14 protein-coding genes are annotated in these 18,217 nt (G+C 39.4%); 11 read left to right on the top strand and 3 right to left on the bottom strand.

Going from position 1 to position 18,217, the window contains the following annotated elements; translation table 11 throughout:
• Positions 1–93: 93 nt before the first annotated feature.
• From H5119_RS09765 to H5119_RS09750, 4 genes are read left to right on the top strand one after another with little or no spacing between them, the layout of a single operon-like run.
• Positions 94–861, top strand: coding sequence for an ABC transporter ATP-binding protein (locus tag H5119_RS09765; RefSeq protein WP_182702096.1), 768 nt, complete (start codon positions 94–96; stop codon positions 859–861).
• Positions 861–2,309, top strand: a complete 1,449-nt coding sequence (locus H5119_RS09760; RefSeq protein ID WP_182702081.1) for a DUF3526 domain-containing protein — start codon at positions 861–863, stop codon at positions 2,307–2,309. The genes H5119_RS09765 and H5119_RS09760 overlap by 1 nt, the downstream gene beginning before the upstream one ends.
• Positions 2,306–3,628, top strand: coding sequence for a DUF3526 domain-containing protein (locus H5119_RS09755; protein ID WP_182702080.1), 1,323 nt, complete (start codon positions 2,306–2,308; stop codon positions 3,626–3,628). Before H5119_RS09760 ends, H5119_RS09755 begins: the two co-directional genes overlap by 4 nt.
• A 15-nt stretch (positions 3,629–3,643) precedes the next feature.
• Positions 3,644–5,758 carry a TonB-dependent siderophore receptor gene (locus tag H5119_RS09750; protein ID WP_182702079.1) on the top strand — a complete coding sequence of 705 codons (2,115 nt, stop codon included), beginning with the start codon at positions 3,644–3,646 and terminating at the stop codon, positions 5,756–5,758.
• 74 nt (positions 5,759–5,832) lie between these two features.
• Here H5119_RS09750 and msrA read toward each other — a convergent pair whose 3' ends face one another.
• Both msrA and H5119_RS09740 read right to left on the bottom strand, forming a co-directional pair.
• A complete protein-coding gene (gene msrA / locus H5119_RS09745; RefSeq protein WP_077539014.1) occupies positions 5,833–6,432 on the bottom strand; it encodes a peptide-methionine (S)-S-oxide reductase MsrA in 600 nt (199 codons plus the stop codon).
• A 150-nt stretch (positions 6,433–6,582) separates the two neighbouring features.
• Complete coding sequence (locus H5119_RS09740; protein ID WP_077537883.1) at positions 6,583–6,786, bottom strand: hypothetical protein; 204 nt, start codon at positions 6,784–6,786, stop codon at positions 6,583–6,585.
• A 96-nt stretch (positions 6,787–6,882) separates the two neighbouring features.
• Here H5119_RS09740 and H5119_RS09735 point away from each other — a divergent pair, with 96 nt between their 5' ends.
• Both H5119_RS09735 and H5119_RS09730 read left to right on the top strand, forming a co-directional pair.
• Entirely contained in the window at positions 6,883–7,431 is a 549-nt protein-coding gene (locus tag H5119_RS09735) for a GNAT family N-acetyltransferase (protein ID WP_182702078.1), read from the top strand.
• 191 nt (positions 7,432–7,622) lie between these two features.
• Complete coding sequence (locus tag H5119_RS09730; RefSeq protein ID WP_138585548.1) at positions 7,623–8,504, top strand: alpha/beta hydrolase; 882 nt, start codon at positions 7,623–7,625, stop codon at positions 8,502–8,504.
• A 252-nt stretch (positions 8,505–8,756) separates the two neighbouring features.
• Here the strand turns inward: H5119_RS09730 and H5119_RS09725 are convergent, their stop codons facing one another.
• The gene (locus H5119_RS09725; RefSeq protein WP_182702077.1) at positions 8,757–9,965 is read right to left on the bottom strand and encodes a porin; all 1,209 of its coding nucleotides are present in this window, start codon (positions 9,963–9,965) and stop codon (positions 8,757–8,759) included.
• Positions 9,966–10,646: 681 nt separating this feature from the next.
• Here H5119_RS09725 and H5119_RS09720 point away from each other — a divergent pair.
• The 5 genes from H5119_RS09720 (at position 10,647) to H5119_RS09700 (ending at position 18,149) form a co-directional block, all read left to right on the top strand.
• Entirely contained in the window at positions 10,647–12,236 is a 1,590-nt protein-coding gene (locus tag H5119_RS09720) for an ABC-F family ATPase (RefSeq protein WP_182702095.1), read from the top strand.
• 351 nt (positions 12,237–12,587) lie between these two features.
• Positions 12,588–13,070: a 5-(carboxyamino)imidazole ribonucleotide mutase gene (purE, locus tag H5119_RS09715; protein WP_002962540.1), complete on the top strand. Its 483-nt coding sequence runs from the start codon at positions 12,588–12,590 to the stop codon at positions 13,068–13,070.
• Positions 13,071–13,072: 2 nt separating this feature from the next.
• Positions 13,073–14,221: a 5-(carboxyamino)imidazole ribonucleotide synthase gene (locus H5119_RS09710; protein WP_182702076.1), complete on the top strand. Its 1,149-nt coding sequence runs from the start codon at positions 13,073–13,075 to the stop codon at positions 14,219–14,221.
• Positions 14,222–14,366: 145 nt separating this feature from the next.
• Positions 14,367–15,530 (top strand): endonuclease/exonuclease/phosphatase family protein, encoded by a 1,164-nt coding sequence (locus H5119_RS09705; RefSeq protein WP_182702075.1) that lies wholly within the window; start codon positions 14,367–14,369, stop codon positions 15,528–15,530.
• 114 nt (positions 15,531–15,644) lie between these two features.
• On the top strand, positions 15,645–18,149 hold the full coding sequence (locus H5119_RS09700; protein ID WP_182702074.1) for a prolyl oligopeptidase family serine peptidase: 2,505 nt from the start codon (positions 15,645–15,647) through the stop codon (positions 18,147–18,149).
• Positions 18,150–18,217: the final 68 nt, after the last annotated feature.

Below are 18,217 nucleotides of genomic sequence, written 5' to 3'. Positions count from 1 at the left end.
GTTGCAATTAAGGTTTGTTATAGTATAACATACCGCATTCAAAAATGATCATAATAGAGTGTGAGTGTGACTGCAGTTAATAAAATAACATCAATTGAATTACAAACCGTTAAACCACAAGTTAGCACTACCCAAGTAGATAAAGCGCAATCTATCATTGAGGTAAGCTCGCTAAATTTTAGTATTAAAAACAAAGTTATTTTAAAGAACTTAAATTTTACTGTGAACAAAGGCGAAGTTTATGCACTACTTGGTGGCAACGGTGCGGGCAAATCAACCACTTTGAAAACGTTACTTGGTTTTAATAAACCAACTGAAGGCTCGGTAAAGGTTGCGGGTAAAGAGGTAACACAAGCACTTGACTTTGTGCGTGGTAAAACCGCATATTTGCCTGAATCGGCAACCTTATATCCGCATTTAACAGCGCGCGAAAACGTTGAATATTTTTTATCACTTGCTGACATAAAAAAAACAGACGAGCAAATCAATGCTGCCTTTATTCGTGTTGATTTGCAGCAAGATGCGTGGGATCGCCACATGCAAACTTACTCAAAAGGCATGAGGCAAAAAACGGCAATTGCACTTGCCATCCTGCGTGAAGCACCAATATTTTTACTTGATGAGCCTACTTCAGGCTTAGATCCAGTTGCCATTGATGAGTTTAATCAACTTGTGCGTGAGCTTGCATTAACGGGGGCGACTATTTTAATGGTTACGCACGATGTATACGGCGCATGTCAAGTGGCTAATCGTATTGGTTTATTAAGTGCCGGTGAGCTGGTGGGCGAATTTGACGCACCACAAAATGGCCGTATTGATACTGAGCAAGTTCATGCCGCATTTGCGCAAAGAGGCGCTTAATGAGTATAAATAACTTTTCAAAGGTGGTTATTGTTGCAAAGGATGAATGGCGCTATTGGCTTTGCTCAAAACTTGCAATGACCGTACTTGCCATTGGTTTAGTGCTTACGCTTGCGTCGGTAATTGTGACCGCAATTACTATGATGGAGCTAAGCCATACTCGGCACGAACTGCAAACAAGCGCTGAGCAAAGCTTTGTTGATCAGCCTGACCGCCACCCGCACAGAATGGTGCATTATGGGCATTATGCATTTAGAGCGCCTTCGCCACTGAGCACACTCGACCCAGGTATTGATGCCTACACGGGTAACTCAATATTTTTAGAAGGGCACAGACAAAATAGCGCGATGTTTGCAGATAGCCGCCAAGGTACTGCTCTTACTAAATTAGGCAGTTTAACGCCTGCGTTTATTGTACAAACACTCGCACCGTTATTATTAATATTAATTGGTTATAGCGCAATTAGCCGTGAACGTGAGTCGCAAACTTTATCTTACTTGTTATCGCAAGGTACATCGGGCGCAACACTTATTGCAGGTAAAGGGCTTGCGTTAATATCTGTTGTAGGATTAATTTTAATTCCGCTTACGGTATCGGCTTTATTTACACTTGACTCAGGTGAAGGCTTACTTGCTGTAGCAAGCTTTGTGTTTGGCTACGCTTTATATTTAACTGTGTGGGTGCTGCTTATTTTATTGGCATCAAGCCTATTTAGTAAAAACAGTAGCAGCTTTACAGCTCTCGCATTTGTATGGATTTTACTGTGTATTGTAATGCCACGTGTAGCTAGTACAACAGCTTCAACGGCTATACCATCAGCAGGTAAAATAGAAACCGACTTTGCCGTAAAAGCCGAACTTAGAAAACTAGGTGACGGGCACAACACAAACGACCCTGCATTTAAGCAATTTAAACAATCACTCCTTAATAAATACAACGTGAGCAGTATTGATGAGCTACCTGTTAATTTTAGAGGGCTAGTGGCAAGCGAATCTGAGGCTAAACTCACGAGCGTACTCAATAAGTTTGCTGAGCAGCGTATGCAAGCTGAGCTTAAACAAACGAAGATATCGCGTTATTTTGGCTGGGTATCACCTATGGTGGCAATTCGGTCATTATCGATGATTGTAGTGGGTACAAGTATTGAAACGCATCATCGTTTTTTACGTGAAACCGAGCAGCTGCGCTTTGGTTTTGTCCAAGGGCTTAATAAAGTTCATGTAGAAAAGCTTAGCTACCAAGATGACATGAACCGAAATGCCAATACTGCAGCAACCCAAAAAGCACGTGTGAGTGCTCAAAACTGGCAAGTACTGCAAGATTTTACCTTTAATGTAGACACCTCAGAAGTAAGAACGCAGCGAAGTATCCCTGCTTTTTTACAGCTACTACTTTGGATTGCAGTATTGTTAGGCAGTATTAAATTTGTAGGGAGGCGTTTGTTATGAGTTACCCATTAAAACAGCTAGCGCGTGAATGGCGTTTTTTACTTGGTCAAAAATACTTAGTGGTATTACTGGTGTGTACGTTTGTAATGTCGGGATTTGCAATTTATAGCGGGCTTAGTGAAGTAACACAGCAAAAGCAAACTATTGAGCGCTTAAAAGCCGCCGATTTAACAGACTTAACTAACGTACAGCATAAGTACGACGATGCAGGTTCGCTTGCTTATTACAGTTTTCATTTAACGTATTCATCCCCTTCAAATTTAGCATTTGCAGCTTTGGGCGAGCGCGATATTTACCCGTGGAAACATCGCTTAAACTTACTTGCGCTAGAGGGGCAAATATACGAAAGTGATGCACAAAACGCGGAGCTTGCTCAGGCAGGTAAAATTGATTTTGTATTTGTATTAAGCGCTTTAGCGCCATTGGTGATTATTTTATTATTTCATGATTTATTTGCTAGTGAGCGCACCAGCGGCAGGCACGATTTACTGGTAACTACCGCTAAATCTTATTTTTCGCTGTGGGGCGCACGTATAGCGGTAAGGTTTATAGCGGTAATAGTGTGTTTAATGCTGCCATTTTATATCGGTGCACTTCTTAGCAGCTCAGTACTGGGTGATGTTGGCTTTATTACTTTTATATGTGTTATTTACTTGGCTTTTTGGACGTTATTGAGTGTGTGGTGGGGCAAAAATGCCACTAGTGCGCCACGTGTTGCATCAACCTTAATAGGCTTTTGGGCATTAGTTGCTTTTATTATTCCTATTTTAGGTGATTTAGCGATAAACAAGGCGGTACATTCGCCTAAAGGTGGCGACATTGTGCTAACTCAGCGTGAAGCCGTTAACGGGGCATGGGACATACCAAAGCAAATTACGATGGATGCCTTTGTAGCAAACCACCCCCAGTGGACAAACTACACCGCCATGCAAAGTGAGTTTGAATGGAAATGGTACTACGCATTTCAGCAAGTGGGCGATGAAAAAGCGGCGAAGCTATCACACGCTTACCAAGGTACGGCACGTAAAAAGTATTCATTAGCAGGATTTGTATCGTGGCTATCACCGCCATTATTACTTCAACGTGGTTTAACACGCATGGCTAAAACAGATGCCGTAGCGGCATTTAGGTATGAATCGCAAATGCGTGGATTTCATAAAAGCTTACGAACGTTTTACTACCCTTGGTTATTTGTAAAAGGTAACCCAACTAAAGCCGCGCTTGAAAATATGCCAAGCTTTAGCAAAACCATACTTAATGAACAAAAAATGCTAAGCAATGTAGACGCTCAGCCAAAACAAAATTTATCAGCTAACTAATCAACAAGGTTTATCATGAATACCAATAAAAAAGGGCTTAAGCTCACTTATATTAGTGCCTGCTTAGCAAGTATGTTTGCAAGCCACGCTATTGCAGCTAATGAGAACAATAGTACTGAAAACAGTGCTGAAGAGTTTTTCGAGCGTTTAGCGGTTACTGGCTCTCGTCAAGCATACCAAGGTAATTTTAGACCTTTAGAAACCCCACAATCAGAACTGAAAATAGATTTAGAAGCACTCGAAAATGCAGGCGCAATAGATTTAAACCAAGCACTTGATTTATCGGCTTCGGTTGCGCGTCAAAATAACTTTGGTGGGCTTTGGAATAGCTTTGCACTACGTGGTTTTGTAGGCGATGAAAACTTACCAAGTAATTACCTTGTAAATGGGTTTAATGCCGGGCGTGGTTTTGGTGGCTCGCGTGACTTATCGGGTATTGAATCGGTCGAAGTGTTGAAAGGTCCACGAGCTGCGCTATTTGGTCGTGGAGAGCCTGCTGGTACAGTAAATCTTGTTACTAAACGCCCAACATTTGATACAAGTGGCGAGCTAAAGCTAAGCGTAGGCAGCTTTGATACCTACCGTGCTGATGTAGATTACACCACGCCCCTTAACGACGACGTAGCTATTAGACTGGTCGGTTTTTATGAAGACGCAAAAAGCTTTCGTGATACCATAGAAACAACTAAAAAGGGCTTTAGTCCTTCTATTACGTGGAACATTAATGACAACAGCCAACTAATTTATGAACTTGAATATAGCAATCAAGAGGTCCCGTTTGATAGAGGTGTATTAGCTATTGATGGTGAACTTGGTTTAATACCAGAAAGCCGCTTTTTAGGTGAGCCAGGCGATGGACCGATAGAAGCAAACGTACTTGGCCATCAATTAGAGTTTGTTCATGACTTTAATGATAATTGGAGTGTATTACTGGGCGCAAACTACCGTGATACATCGCTTGAAGGGTTTGCAACCGAAACCGGTTTTGCAGGTGTAGTAGAAAATGGCAAAGTAAATCGTTTTAGACGCTACCGTGATTACGACGCTACATACCAAGTATACCGCGCAGAAGTAACCGGTAATTTAGAGGTTGCTGGGTTAGAGCACCGCTTAATAATTGGTGTTGATTCTGATAAGTTCGAAAATAATCAATTTGTTCTGCGTGTACGTGGCGATCAGTATATAAATGTTTTTAACCCAGTGTATGGAGCGTATGAGTTACCTACACCAACAGCCAATACCGACAAGGTAGAAATACAAGAGTCGTTAGGTATATTCATACAAGACCAAATAAGCCTAACCGATAAGCTTGATATTCGCATTGGTGTACGTTTTGATGACTACGAACAAACACTTAATAACCGCTTAACTGATACTCAATCAAAGCAAAACGAATCGCGTGTTAGCCCGCAGTTTGGTGTTGTGTATCAGGCGAGTGAGTTTGTCTCTGTTTATGCGGCTTATGGTGAAAACTTTAGACCTTTATCGGGTACTGATTTAAATGGAGATGGGTTTGAGCCAAATCAATCTACGTCATCTGAGCTTGGTGTTAAGTTTACTTTAAACGATGGCGCGCTGTTTGGCACCATTGCTGTATTCAAAGTAGAGCAAGACAATATGCTGGTAGTTGACGATCCCACTGCATTTACTTTTGCTGCAATTGGCGAAGCGCAAAGTAAAGGCTTTGAAATTGATATAAACGGTGAACTGACCGATACTCTAGATATTTGGGCATCGTATGCGTATGTAGATGCAACCATTGAAAACTCATTTTTTGATGCTAACTTTGGTTATACAGTAGAGGCGGGAAGTTCTTTATTAAATATTCCTGAGCATCAACTTAGTTTACAGCTAGTTAAATCGTCTGAGTTATATGGTAAAGCCGTTAAATTTGGTGGAGGCTTGGTTTATGTAGGCTCACGAAACGGCTTTTTTGGTACCGATTTTGAGCTGCCAAGTTACACAACAGCACGTGCATTTATTAATTATGAGCTCACTAATAATATTGGTTTACGCGCTGAGGTTGATAACTTATTCGATGAGACGTATTACACAAACTCGTTTGCAGATGTATGGGTTCAACCCGGTACGCCAAGGAATGTACGTTTATCTGCTACGTACAACTTTTAACTAACAGGTAAGCATTAACAATAAAAAGGCTGCTTAATAAAAGCAGCCTTTAGTGTATTAAAATTTATAATCGGTTAGTGCGTAGCTCTGTCGCCCCAAATATCTTCTAAACGACTATCACGTCCACAACGCCAGCGATAGGTGTTGTATCGGATTGGGTTATTTTTGTAATAATCTTGATGAAAGCTTTCTTTTCCTTTAATAGGGTAAAAGGTACTTGCGTTTAGTATTGGTGTAACCACCGTTTGATTAGGAAACTCGGCAACTACTGCTGCTTTTGTTTTTTCAGCTAATTTACGTTGTTCGTCGTTTTCAACAAATATAGCACTTAAGTAGCTAGGGCCTTTATCGCAAAATTGCCCTTTAGCATCAAAGGGATCAATATTAACCCAGAAATGATCAAGTATACCTTGGTAACTGACTATTGCTGGATCGTAAGTGATTTCTACGGCCTCGTAATGGCCTTTATGGTTACCATTGTATGTCGGGTTTTTAAGTTTGCCGCCAGTAAAACCCGATATTACATCAGTAACCCCTGGCAGTTTTTCAAAGTCACTTTCCATACACCAAAAGCAACCTCCAGCTAAAACGGCTTTTTCTGTATTAGCTGCATGAGCAAGTGATGCATAAAACAGCACAGATGATGTTAAAACTAGGCCTAATATTTTTTTCATAAAATCTCGCATCGATATGATGAATGTTTAAAGCATAATAAATAGACCTGAAATAGTTTAAAGGTCTTTCATATTAAATTTATACGGGGCTTTAAACTGTAAAGGCCGCTTTATGATAAATAAAACAGCCTTTTACTTTTTATCATAAAACTAACTATTTTGCGTTTCACGAGCTAACTGGTTTGGCAAAAGTTGCTCTATTATTTCCCGTGCTGGGAGTGTATAGCGGGTGCCATTAAACATTACAGAGGTAAATTCATTAATATTAGTGATCCCAGTTAAGGTCCAACCTTCACCGCGCTCTGGACAAAAAACAGTGGTTGTTGGTTGTATTACTTTAAATTCGTCACTCATGGAAAAAGGCTCTCAATATAATGCTTGTTAATGGGATATGGTAAGTTAATAATGTACTTCCATAAAGCGCTATTTCAACTGACTAGTTAAAAATAAATGTTTAAAACTTTAAAATTACCACGCGTTACACTGCGTTTGATCACCCATAAACATGCTGGTGGGTTGTTTACTATTTTAAATAATCCGCTCGTTGCTCAATTTAACGATTATAAAACTCCGCTCAGTAAAGATAATATTAAACAGTTAATACAAGATGATATAAGCGCATACTACGAGGGTGAAGTTATCCGCCTTGCAATTGAACATAATATTGATACGTGTTTTATTGGTACTTGTGGTCTGTATAAAATAGGGGACAAAATCAATAGTGCGTTTATAGGGTTCGAACTTGCCCCAAATTATTGGCAACAAGGATTAATGAGCGAAGCGCTAGTCGGTTTTATAAATACCTTACCAAATACATTGCAAATTTATGAACTTTTTGCCGAGGTTAATATAAAAAATATACGTTCACATAAACTTTTGACTAAGCTAGGGTTTACACCTAACTTTAATGCCGATTTATTGCCAAGCAGAATAGAAGCAATAACTAGTAACAACGGTGAACTTTGGTATAAAAAAATAAATGTGCAAGGTAAGCAGTGATATCGATATTAAGGTGTTTTTTTATGCGTGTTGCGGGCTACTATTGAGCCTGTTTGTTGCTAGTGGCTTTATATAGAAACCTGTTTATTAGGGCTGAGCAAACACTTGTAAAATAACACTGATTAAGTTCAAGTAGGTTGAGATACGGTAACTTATAACGTGTAACCAGAAAACATATAAAGGAATGCCGTATGGCTATAAAAATAACAAAACACTACATTGTAAATTTAAGTTTAGCCGTGGTTATATTTGCTTTGGGCGTATTTGCTTTACGTTATTATAATCATTATGTGTCGGCTTATACGGATGTAACCATTAATTCTAAAGTGCTTAATGAGTCGCGTAAGGTATTTATTAGACTACCGACTAATTACGATGCAAATAAAGCGTATCCGTTAATAATTAAAACGGACGGTAATTTTAACTTAGAAACTTGGGATCAAGCACTTACCAAACAAGCTAAAAAAGAAAAAGGGGATAAAGCTATATTAGTGTCTATTCCAAATTTATTTTTTACCTTTACACGTAATCGTGATTTAGTGCCTCCTTATGCGCGACAAGATGTAAATACAGAGGCGCGTTTGGCACTAGAAGCAATTTCAGAGCCCAATGGTGAAGCCGATAAGTTTTTACAGTTTATTGAAACCGAGTTACTGCCATATTTATCTGCAAATTATAAGCTTACAAATAATCGTGTATTGAGTGGTTTTTCAGCAGGAGGGAGTTTTGTACTTTATACACTGCATACTAAACCTGAGCTGTTTAATGGTTACTTTGCATTTAGCCCCGCAGCTTGGTACGACGATATGACCGTGGTTAAAAAGCTAGATACATTTTTAGATACACAATCTGATAAAATTAATTCGCCAACCTATTTGTATTTATCTGTTGGCAGTGCAGAGCATCCACTAATGCTAAAGGCATTTAATAATCTGGAGCAAGCCTTAACGGCTAATCCTAATAGTACGCTCGTATGGGAAAGTGCCGTAAATCTTGGAGCTGAGCACTCAGACAACCCATCTCTTAGCGTTGCAAATGCGTTGAGAGGTTACAATCATTTTATAAAACATTAAAACTGTATATAAACTCAGTTTATTTCAGGTGATAAAAGGTCAGGTAAACATTGAGTTATAAAGACTAAAGCAGTGTATAAACACATAAAAAGAACACATCATACTGTAAATTTGTTAAATGTATTCTTAACAGCGAGGGAGATTTGGTCTTAAAAGCTAGCGTAGTATGAGTATCGTTTTCACTTTACTCGAATAGGGGCTAATTAGTATAGGATATGCTTAGCTAATTAAGCATATCCTATACGCTTAATTTTAAAGTGTATATCTAAAACCAATGGCAATACCATCGTCTTCAGATTGTTCCATCAAAGCTTGTTGCTCTTTGTTAGTGCTTTCAAAATCACCAAAATCTTTTCGAGCTTCTATATAAGCAATTGTGTCCGTGTCAATAAAGTAATGTAGGCCAATTACAGCAAATTGGCGTTTAAACACATCATTTGGATCGGCGTTAAAGTTTGGTTGAATTACATAGTCGTCGCCTGCATCAAACACGTTATACGCAATAAAAGAGCGTAGATCGTTGTTAAATCGATAAGATGCGAATGTCTCTACACCAATAGCGTCTTTAATCAAACGGCCTAAGTTGTCGGTATCGTGATTTTCGTTTTTATTAATATTAGCGGCAACGTATAAACCAAGTGCATCAATATCACCCCATGTAATACCTGCGCCATAAATTAAATCTTCAACAGAGCGGGTCGTGCCATCGCCAAAAGTAAGATCAAATTCACCACGGTTTACACCTGCACTAAGCGTTAACATGTTAGTTAGCTTATAAGTAATTGCACCGCCCAATGTCGAATTAAACTCGACTTTTTGCGCCGCGCTATCACCTGACTCCCATAAACTTTGGCAACCAGATTCAGAAATATTAGTCACGTCACACGTATAAAATTCGCTATTTTTTAACTGCGCTTGCAAGGTAAAATTAAAATTTTTGTAGCTGTTACGGTATTGGACTAACTTGTCACCACGACCCGTACCATTAACCGCACCGTCGTCTTTATTATAAGTGTAAACACCAGCCGCGTTGCCATCCCAAACAAAACTGTAATTGGTGTTATAAACAACGTTGTACCACGCACCCCATTGTTTACCTATGGTAATTTGGCCATATTTTTCATGTGATAGACCTGCGTAGCCCAAGCGATTGTATAAAAACTCATCTTGAATAGATTCAAAGCGATTATTGTAAACTATGTCACTACTGCCAACAGGGTTTATACCCCATTCTACAAGTGCCAGTGCCATCCAATCATTTTTAAGTTTACGCTCAAAGTTAAAGTTAATACGTGATGTACCATTAACAACTTCAGTTTGATCTTGGGTATGGATCACACGAACATCTATATAGCCACCTGCATTAACAGAGTTGGTTTCATCCTTGTATAACTCAACTGCTGACACAGCCGGAGCGACTACAATACTTGCACTAAGTAGTGATGCTAATCTTTTGTTCATTAGGTATTTCCTTGTGTGTGAACGACGCTTTTAACAAAGTTAAATTTAAGAAGTTGCAGACTAACAAAGCAATAAATACGTCAAAAGTGAAAAATACTCATTAACAAAATCATATAAAAGAATAAGTATTCACACACGGTTAACTTTGCACTTGAAGTGTGAGTTATTTTTGTTTATTTAGGATAAAAAGTAGTGAAATGGGGCTAGAAAAGTTTAAAAATGCTAAGGACTAATTTGAAATTTTTTCACGTTGTTAAAAAAACAACATGTAGAGCAAATACTTTAAAGTACTTAGCTTTCATGAATATAGCTTATAAACTAAATTAAGAATAACGAAATGCGTTAAATAAACCTAAAATTTGGTTAAGAGGTTTACTCACATTTTAGGGCGAGTTGTTCTTTACTGGTTAAAATTTCAGCAGTACGCTTTGTATTTAGGTAATGCAGAGCCTATGTAATGTAGTTATTCCCCATAAATAGGCGATAACGTAGTTAGCGTTAAAAATCACTGTCAATTTACATTTTTAAGAATAAAAACAAGCCACCAGCAAAGCAATGTTCTACGCATTTTAAAAAGGCTTTAACGCCTTGTATTGTCATAATCTTTGATAGAAAAAAAAGCCAATTTGGTATAAACTGCGCGCAATTTAAATACATCATTACTCCTTGGAGGGTAGCGCTATTATTAGTACAGCTAATGTCACCATGCAATTTGGTGCTAAACCATTATTTGAAAATATCTCAGCAAAATTTGGCGACGGAAACCGTTACGGTTTAATCGGTGCAAATGGTTGTGGTAAATCAACATTTATGAAGATTTTAAGTGGTGAGCTTGAAGCGTCTTCAGGTAATGTAAGTACTGATCCAAATGAACGCGTTGCTAAGCTAAACCAAGACCAGTTTGCCTACGAAGAATACTCTGTTATCGACACTGTGATTATGGGTCATAAAGAGTTATGGCAAATTAAACAAGAACGTGACCGTATTTATAGTTTGCCAGAAATGAGCGAAGAAGACGGCATGAAAGTGGCCGATCTTGAAACTGAGTTTGCTGAAATGGATGGTTATTCTGCAGAATCTAAAGCGGGGGAACTATTATTAGGCGTAGGCATTGGTACTGAACAGCATTATGGACCGATGTCAGAAATCGCACCAGGTTTCAAGCTTCGAGTGTTGCTTGCGCAAGTGTTGTTTTCAAATCCAGACATAATGCTTCTTGATGAACCAACTAATAACTTGGATATTTATACCATCAAGTGGCTAGAAGACGTGTTGAATCAACGCGACTGTACCATGATCATTATCTCGCATGACCGTCACTTTTTGAACTCTGTGTGCACCCACATGGCTGACATCGACTACGGCGAGCTACGTATTTACCCTGGCAACTACGACGAGTACATGTTTGCAGCAACACAAGCACGCGAGCAGCTACTGAGCGAAAATGCTAAAAAGAAAAACCAAATTGCTGAGCTCCAACAGTTTGTTTCTCGTTTCTCTGCTAACGCATCGAAAGCTAAGCAAGCAACATCACGTGCTAAACGTATCGACAAAATTCAGTTAGACGAAGTTAAAGCATCATCACGTCAAACACCGTTTATCCGTTTTGATCAAGAAAAACAGTTATTCCGTAACGCACTCGAAATGACAAACTTAACGCAAGGTTTTGACGACAATACATTGTTCTCTAATCTTGAAGGTTTAGTTGAAGTTGGCGAACGTATTGCTATTATTGGTGAAAATGGTGTGGGTAAAACAACATTGCTTAATACGTTAGCAGGGCGCTTAGCACCAAAAGCCGGTGAGTTTAAGTTTTCTGAAAATGCCAACATTGGTTACTACGCACAAGATCACGCTGACGAATTTGCAACTGACATGAACTTATTTCAGTGGATGGAACAATGGCAACAAGAAGGCGACGACGAGCAAGTGGTTCGTAGCTTCTTAGGTCGTATGTTGTTTTCGCAAAACGATATTAAAAAATCAGTAAAAGTAATCTCAGGTGGTGAACAAGGCCGCATGTTGTTTGGTAAAATTATGATGCATAAACCAAACATATTGCTAATGGATGAGCCAACCAACCACATGGATATGGAATCTATTGAAGCGCTTAACTTAGCCCTTGAAGCTTACGAAGGTACACTGATGTTTGTGTCGCACGACCGTCAATTTGTATCATCGGTAGCTACCCGTATTTGGGAAATTAAAGACGGTAAAGTTATCGACTTCAGAGGTAACTACGCAGAGTATCTAGCTAGTAAAGACGCTTAATTAGCTATTTAACCTGAACTCTGGATAATAAACCTATCTCGAGCCGCTATTTTCAGCGCTAACTGCGTTGAATTTACTTGCAATAGGCAAGCTATTGACGCGTAAATTCGTCTTGTTTTCACTGAAAATCTCTGGCTAGAGAAGATAAATTTAAATATCACGATGATTCAATACGTTAGTAAATCTCTTAACCAGAGTTCAGGTTATCTACCCGTTAATTCTAAAAAGCCATGTTTAAACATGGCTTTTTTGTTTTTGTAAGTCGCAATTAATATGGCTTTGGGTATAATACCCGCCTAAAACCGGACATAAGTCCGCTATTTTTTTAAAATACATTACTGAGGAGTATTTATGACTGTTGGCATTATTATGGGTTCTAAATCAGATTGGCCAACCATGGAACATGCAGCCCTTATGCTAGAACACTTTGGCATTAAGTACGAAACAAAAGTCGTGTCTGCACACCGCACTCCTCAACTTCTAGCCGACTACGCAAGCTCAGCCGCAGAACGTGGTATTAAAGTAATTATAGCGGGCGCTGGCGGCGCAGCGCATTTACCGGGTATGGCAGCAGCATTCACATCGCTTCCTGTACTTGGCGTGCCGGTAAAATCAAAAGCATTAAATGGTGTTGATTCACTTTTATCTATTTGCCAAATGCCTAAAGGCGTTGCTGTAGGCACACTTGCTATTGGCGAGCCTGGCGCTGCAAATGCAGGTTTATTAGCGGCACAAATTTTAGGATGTCAAAATCCAGAAATTTTTGCAAAAATTGAAGCGTTTCGTAAAGCTCAAACCGACACTATATTAGCTAATCCAAATCCTGCAGAGTAATAATGAATATTTTAATATTAGGTGCAGGGCAACTTGCGCGTATGATGAGCCTTGCCGGCGCACCGCTAAATTTAAACGTAGTGGCGTACGATGTAGCCAGCAAGCAAATTAAGCACCCGTTAACAGGCGAGGTTTATGCCACGTCGCTTGAGCAAGCAATATTAAACGCTGATGCAATAACGGCAGAGTTTGAGCATATTCCTGATGACGTACTCACACTTTGCTGTAACAGCAATAAGTTTTACCCAGGTAAAGCCGCGATTAAAACCGGTGGCGATCGCTCGCTTGAAAAAGCATTACTTGATAAAACAGGTGTTGCGTGTGCACCGTATCAATTAATTACCGAAAAAGCACATCTTGAACACGCTGCTAAAACTCTAGGTAAGCCACTGGTTATTAAAACATGCCAAGCAGGTTACGATGGTAAAGGGCAATGGCGTTTAAAATCGGATGATCAAATAGAGCAAATTTGGTCTGAAATGGCTGATTTTATAGCATCGGGTACTGAGCTTTCGCCGCACACTATTATTGCTGAAAAAATGATCCCATTTGATCGCGAAGTGTCGATTATTGGTGCGCGCGACAAACACGGTAATGTGGCTATTTATCCGCTAACCGAGAATGAGCACACTAATGGTGTGTTAACGCTCTCGATTGCCGGTAAAAATAACCAAAACCTTGAAACGCAGGCTAACGATGCATTTACAAAAATAGCAAACGAGCTTAACTACGTTGGTGTATTGGCTATAGAGTTTTTTGATGTACAAGGCACGTTACTTGTTAACGAAATTGCCCCACGTGTTCATAACTCCGGTCATTGGACACAACAAGGTTGCCATTGCTCGCAGTTTGAAAACCATATGCGCGCCGTTGCAGGTTTACCTCTAGGTAACACCGAGCTTAAACAAATCACCGCAATGATAAATGTTTTAGGCCAAGCAAGTATTCCATTTGATGTTCTAAAAGTCTCTGATGTTACAAGCCATTGGTACGGTAAAACTGCAAAGCAAGGACGTAAAATGGGTCACATAAATGTATCTGCTGCAAGTATGAATGATCTTGCAGATAAGTTGGGTGAGCTTAGCGATTATTTACCAGAGCAAGAGTATCCTGGCATTTTAAAAGCTGCCGCACAGTTAATCTTGAACTAAACGTTATACCAATTGCATGAAATTAGTATTATGCACAACTTAAAAATGCTGAGCTTGCTCGGCATTTTTAAAATTTAAAAAAGCACAAATTCCTTCGTTTATGAAATAATAGCTAAGACCATTATTTTATAAGTGAAATCACGACATGAAAATCAAAGCAATTTATAGCGCACTGCTTGTTGCAGCTACTTTTAATACACATTCTTTTGCTGCAGACACCTTACGCGTGGCGACTTTTAATGTGAGTATGGATGCCACTAATCACACCGCTAAAGATCAGCCAATTAAAAGTGATGCATTAGTCAATGCACTTAAATCAAATAACCAACAGATTAAAAACATCGCTGAAATTATTCAACGTGTTCGCCCTGATATTGTTTTGCTTAATGAATTTGATTATATCCCTAAAGAGCAAGGTGTTGAGTATTTCAATAAACATTACCTCAACGTTAGCCAGCAAAAACAAGAGGCAATCAACTATCCTTATTTTTATATAGCGCCAGTAAATACGGGATTAGCCACCGAATTTGATTTAGATAACGATGGCAAAAAAAATGCAGTGATGGGGGATGCACAAGGCTTTGGTTTTTTTGAAGGGCATTACGGTATGGCGCTTCTTTCAAAATACCCAATTGATTTTGAAAAAATAAGAACGCTGCAAACCTTTAAATATAAAGATATGCCAAACGCGCAAATGCCGGTTATGCCAAAAACAGCTGAAAATTGGTATAACAAACAAGAGTGGCAGGCGCTTAGGCTCAGCTCAAAATCGTTTTGGGATTTACCAATCAACGTTAACAATAAGACTGTGCATATATTAGCGTCCCACCCAACACCACCAGTATTTGACGGCGAAGAAGATCGTAATGGTAAACGTAACCATGATGAAATAAGGTTAATTGCCGATTACGTAACAAACGCAAATTACATTTATGACGATAACGGCCAAAAAGGTGGATTAAAAGCACAGTCTCGTTTTGTGATTTTAGGCGATTTAAATGCATCCCCTGAAGGCGATAAAGCACGTGTTATGACAACTGATTTACTTCTTAAAAATTCACTTATTAACGCCAGTTTTGTGCCAAAAAGTGAAGGCGCAAAGGAGCAGTATAAAGAGTCTTATGCACAAAATTACACCGCTAACTGGCAGGCCCGTGTCGATTACGTTCTACCATCAAACTATGGTTTAAGCGTTAAAAGCGGAGGCGTGTTTTGGCCTACTAAAACAAGCGAGCAGTATCGCTTAATTAAAGATAGAAACGCATCAAGTGATCACCGACTGGTGTGGCTCGACTTAATTGTTGAATAAGTTTGAGTAAACTGAGCTTTACCCTGTTTAATCGTTATTTATCTTAAAACATTGCAATAACTTGAGTGCTTCTGCTTAAATACGGCCTAATTATAATAACCGTATAGAAGCACTATGATTTTTAATTTTTCTTCATCTAAAACGTTAGTGGCCTTAGCTGTTGCTTCAAGTATTGTGCTTGCAGGTTGTAGCGCGACGGCTAACACCTCTTCATCACAGCAAAATGCGTTACCAGCAACCAAGGTTGCTGCGGTTGTAAACACACCAGCCGATACAGGATCGCAAAACATAACGCTAGTGCAAGCAATGGCTCACCCTGATTGGATGGGTAATCAGCCAGAAAACGCGTTTTGGTCAGCCGATTCAACAACCGTTATTTATGCTCAAAAAGAGCAAGGTAGCATACTTAGAGATTTTTATAGCCAAGCAATTACTAGCCAAACAGCACAGCAAGTGGCACTTAATAATCTGCACATGCTTGGCGCTAAAAATGCCGTTTACTCAAAAGATAAATCACTTCAAGCCTATACCTTTAAGGGCAATGTGTTTGTTAAAAACATTAAAACAAACACCATTAAGCAAATTACACAAACGTCAGCAACTGAATCTAAACCACAATTTTTGAATGATGGTGCATTGGCATATCGCCAAGGTAATGTATTTTTTAAAGCCGACTTAGTAACGGGCTTAACCTCTGAACTTGCTAACTTAAAGCTAGTAAACAAACCAGAGGGCGTAACAGAGCCCAGTACATATATTGCTAAAGAGCAGCATAAATTGATTAAATTTGTTGCACTTGAGCAAAAAAACAAAAAAGACAGGCAAGCTCGTAATGAATTGTTAAATGAGCAAAATACGTCAATTGCTAATACGGCTTATTATTTAGGTGATGGAAATACCATTGCTGAAGTGCAGCTTTCACCCAATGGTGATGCGTTATTAGTTGTTGTGCAAAAGCAAACAGGGTGGCGCAGTGATGGCGATATTATGCCAAACTACATCACTGATGATGCTACTATCGACCCTAAAAAAGCGCGCCGTCGTGTAGCTGATGCAAAAGAAGAAACGTCAGAGCTTGTATACATTAATTTAAAAGATAAAAGTCAAAAGTCGATTTCGTTTGATACATTGCCAGGCTTTGATGAAGACGTTTTAGCCTCAGTAAAAAAAGAAAATTATGCACGGGAAGGCAAAACATACACATCTAAAAAAGCCCCGCGTGGCATAAATCTTATTATGGATTGGGGATTTGAGCAAAGCCCAATCGTGTGGAATGACGACGGCTCACACGTCGCTATTATGCTTGAAGCGTGGGATAACAAAGACCGCTGGCTTGCAACTGTTGATTTTGAAAATAATACATTAGTTTCGCAGCATCGCTTGCATGATGATGCATGGATAGCTTACGCATTTAATGATTTTGGTTGGTTACATAATTCAAACACGCTTTACTACCTATCGGAAGAGTCGGGTTACAGCCAACTTTATAAAAAGCCACTAAATGGTAAAGCAACCGCGCTAACACAAGGCCAATTTGAGGTTTCGAACTTAACGCTTACACGCGACGACAGCGCAATCTATTATAAAGCAAATGTTGAGCATCCGGGCCTGTACGAAATTTATCGCGTTAACCCACAAACGGGTAACAGCGAGCAAATTACCGATTTAAACGGGATGACTGACTACACGTTAAGCCCAAATGAAAGCAAGCTACTACTTAAGCACTCTACTATTACCATGCCTAATGAGCTTTACGTTGCTGATGCTAAAGCAAATACACAAGCAACACGTTTAACGCATACTGTGTCGGATGAATTTTTAGCGAAAAAGCTAACTGCACCAAAAATTGTTGCTGTGCCTTCGAGTCATACTTCACAACCCATATACGCCAAAGTGTACTACCCAGCTGATTATGTAGAGGGCGAAGTCGGTAAAAACCGTAAAGCGGTTATTTTTAACCACGGCGCGGGTTATTTACAAAACTCACACATGGGATTTTCGGTTTATTTTCGTGAGTTTATGTTCCATTCATTACTAGCAGACGAAGGTTATATAGTAATGGATATGGATTACCGCGCATCTAAAGGTTACGGACGTGATTGGCGTACTGCAATTTATCGTCAAATGGGAACTCCCGAAACACAAGATTTGGCTGACGGCGTAAAATGGATGGCGAAAAATGCCAACGTTGATACTAAGGCTGTGGGAACTTATGGCGGCTCATACGGCGGCTTTATGACCTTTATGGCGCTATTTACAGCCCCTGAGTTGTTTCAATCAGGTGCAGCACTGCGACCAGTAACCGATTGGGCACATTACAATACGGGTTACACAGCTAACATTCTAAATCACCCAGATGTTGATCCTATTGCGTATGAGCGCAGCTCACCAATTTACTACGCTGAAGGTTTAAATAAACGCTTATTGATTAATGCGCCAATGGTTGACGATAACGTATTTTTTCAAGATTCAGTGCGTTTAGTACAGCGTTTAATTGAGCTTGAAAAAGAAAACTTTGAAACAGCAATATTCCCAGTTGAACCGCATGGTTTTGTACAGCCTTCAAGCTGGTTAGACGAATATCGCCGTATTCATAAGTTATTTAAAGAAACGCTTTAATCTTTAACCCTTAAAGTATAAAAACAAAAACGCCGCATTAGTTAACTAATGCGGCGTTTTTATTGGGT

This window comes from Pseudoalteromonas sp. SG45-5, from assembly GCF_014164085.1.
Taxonomy (GTDB): domain Bacteria; phylum Pseudomonadota; class Gammaproteobacteria; order Enterobacterales; family Alteromonadaceae; genus Pseudoalteromonas; species Pseudoalteromonas aliena.
Note: the sequence above shows the minus strand (reverse complement) of the source record. Positions and strands in the feature narration are given on the sequence as shown.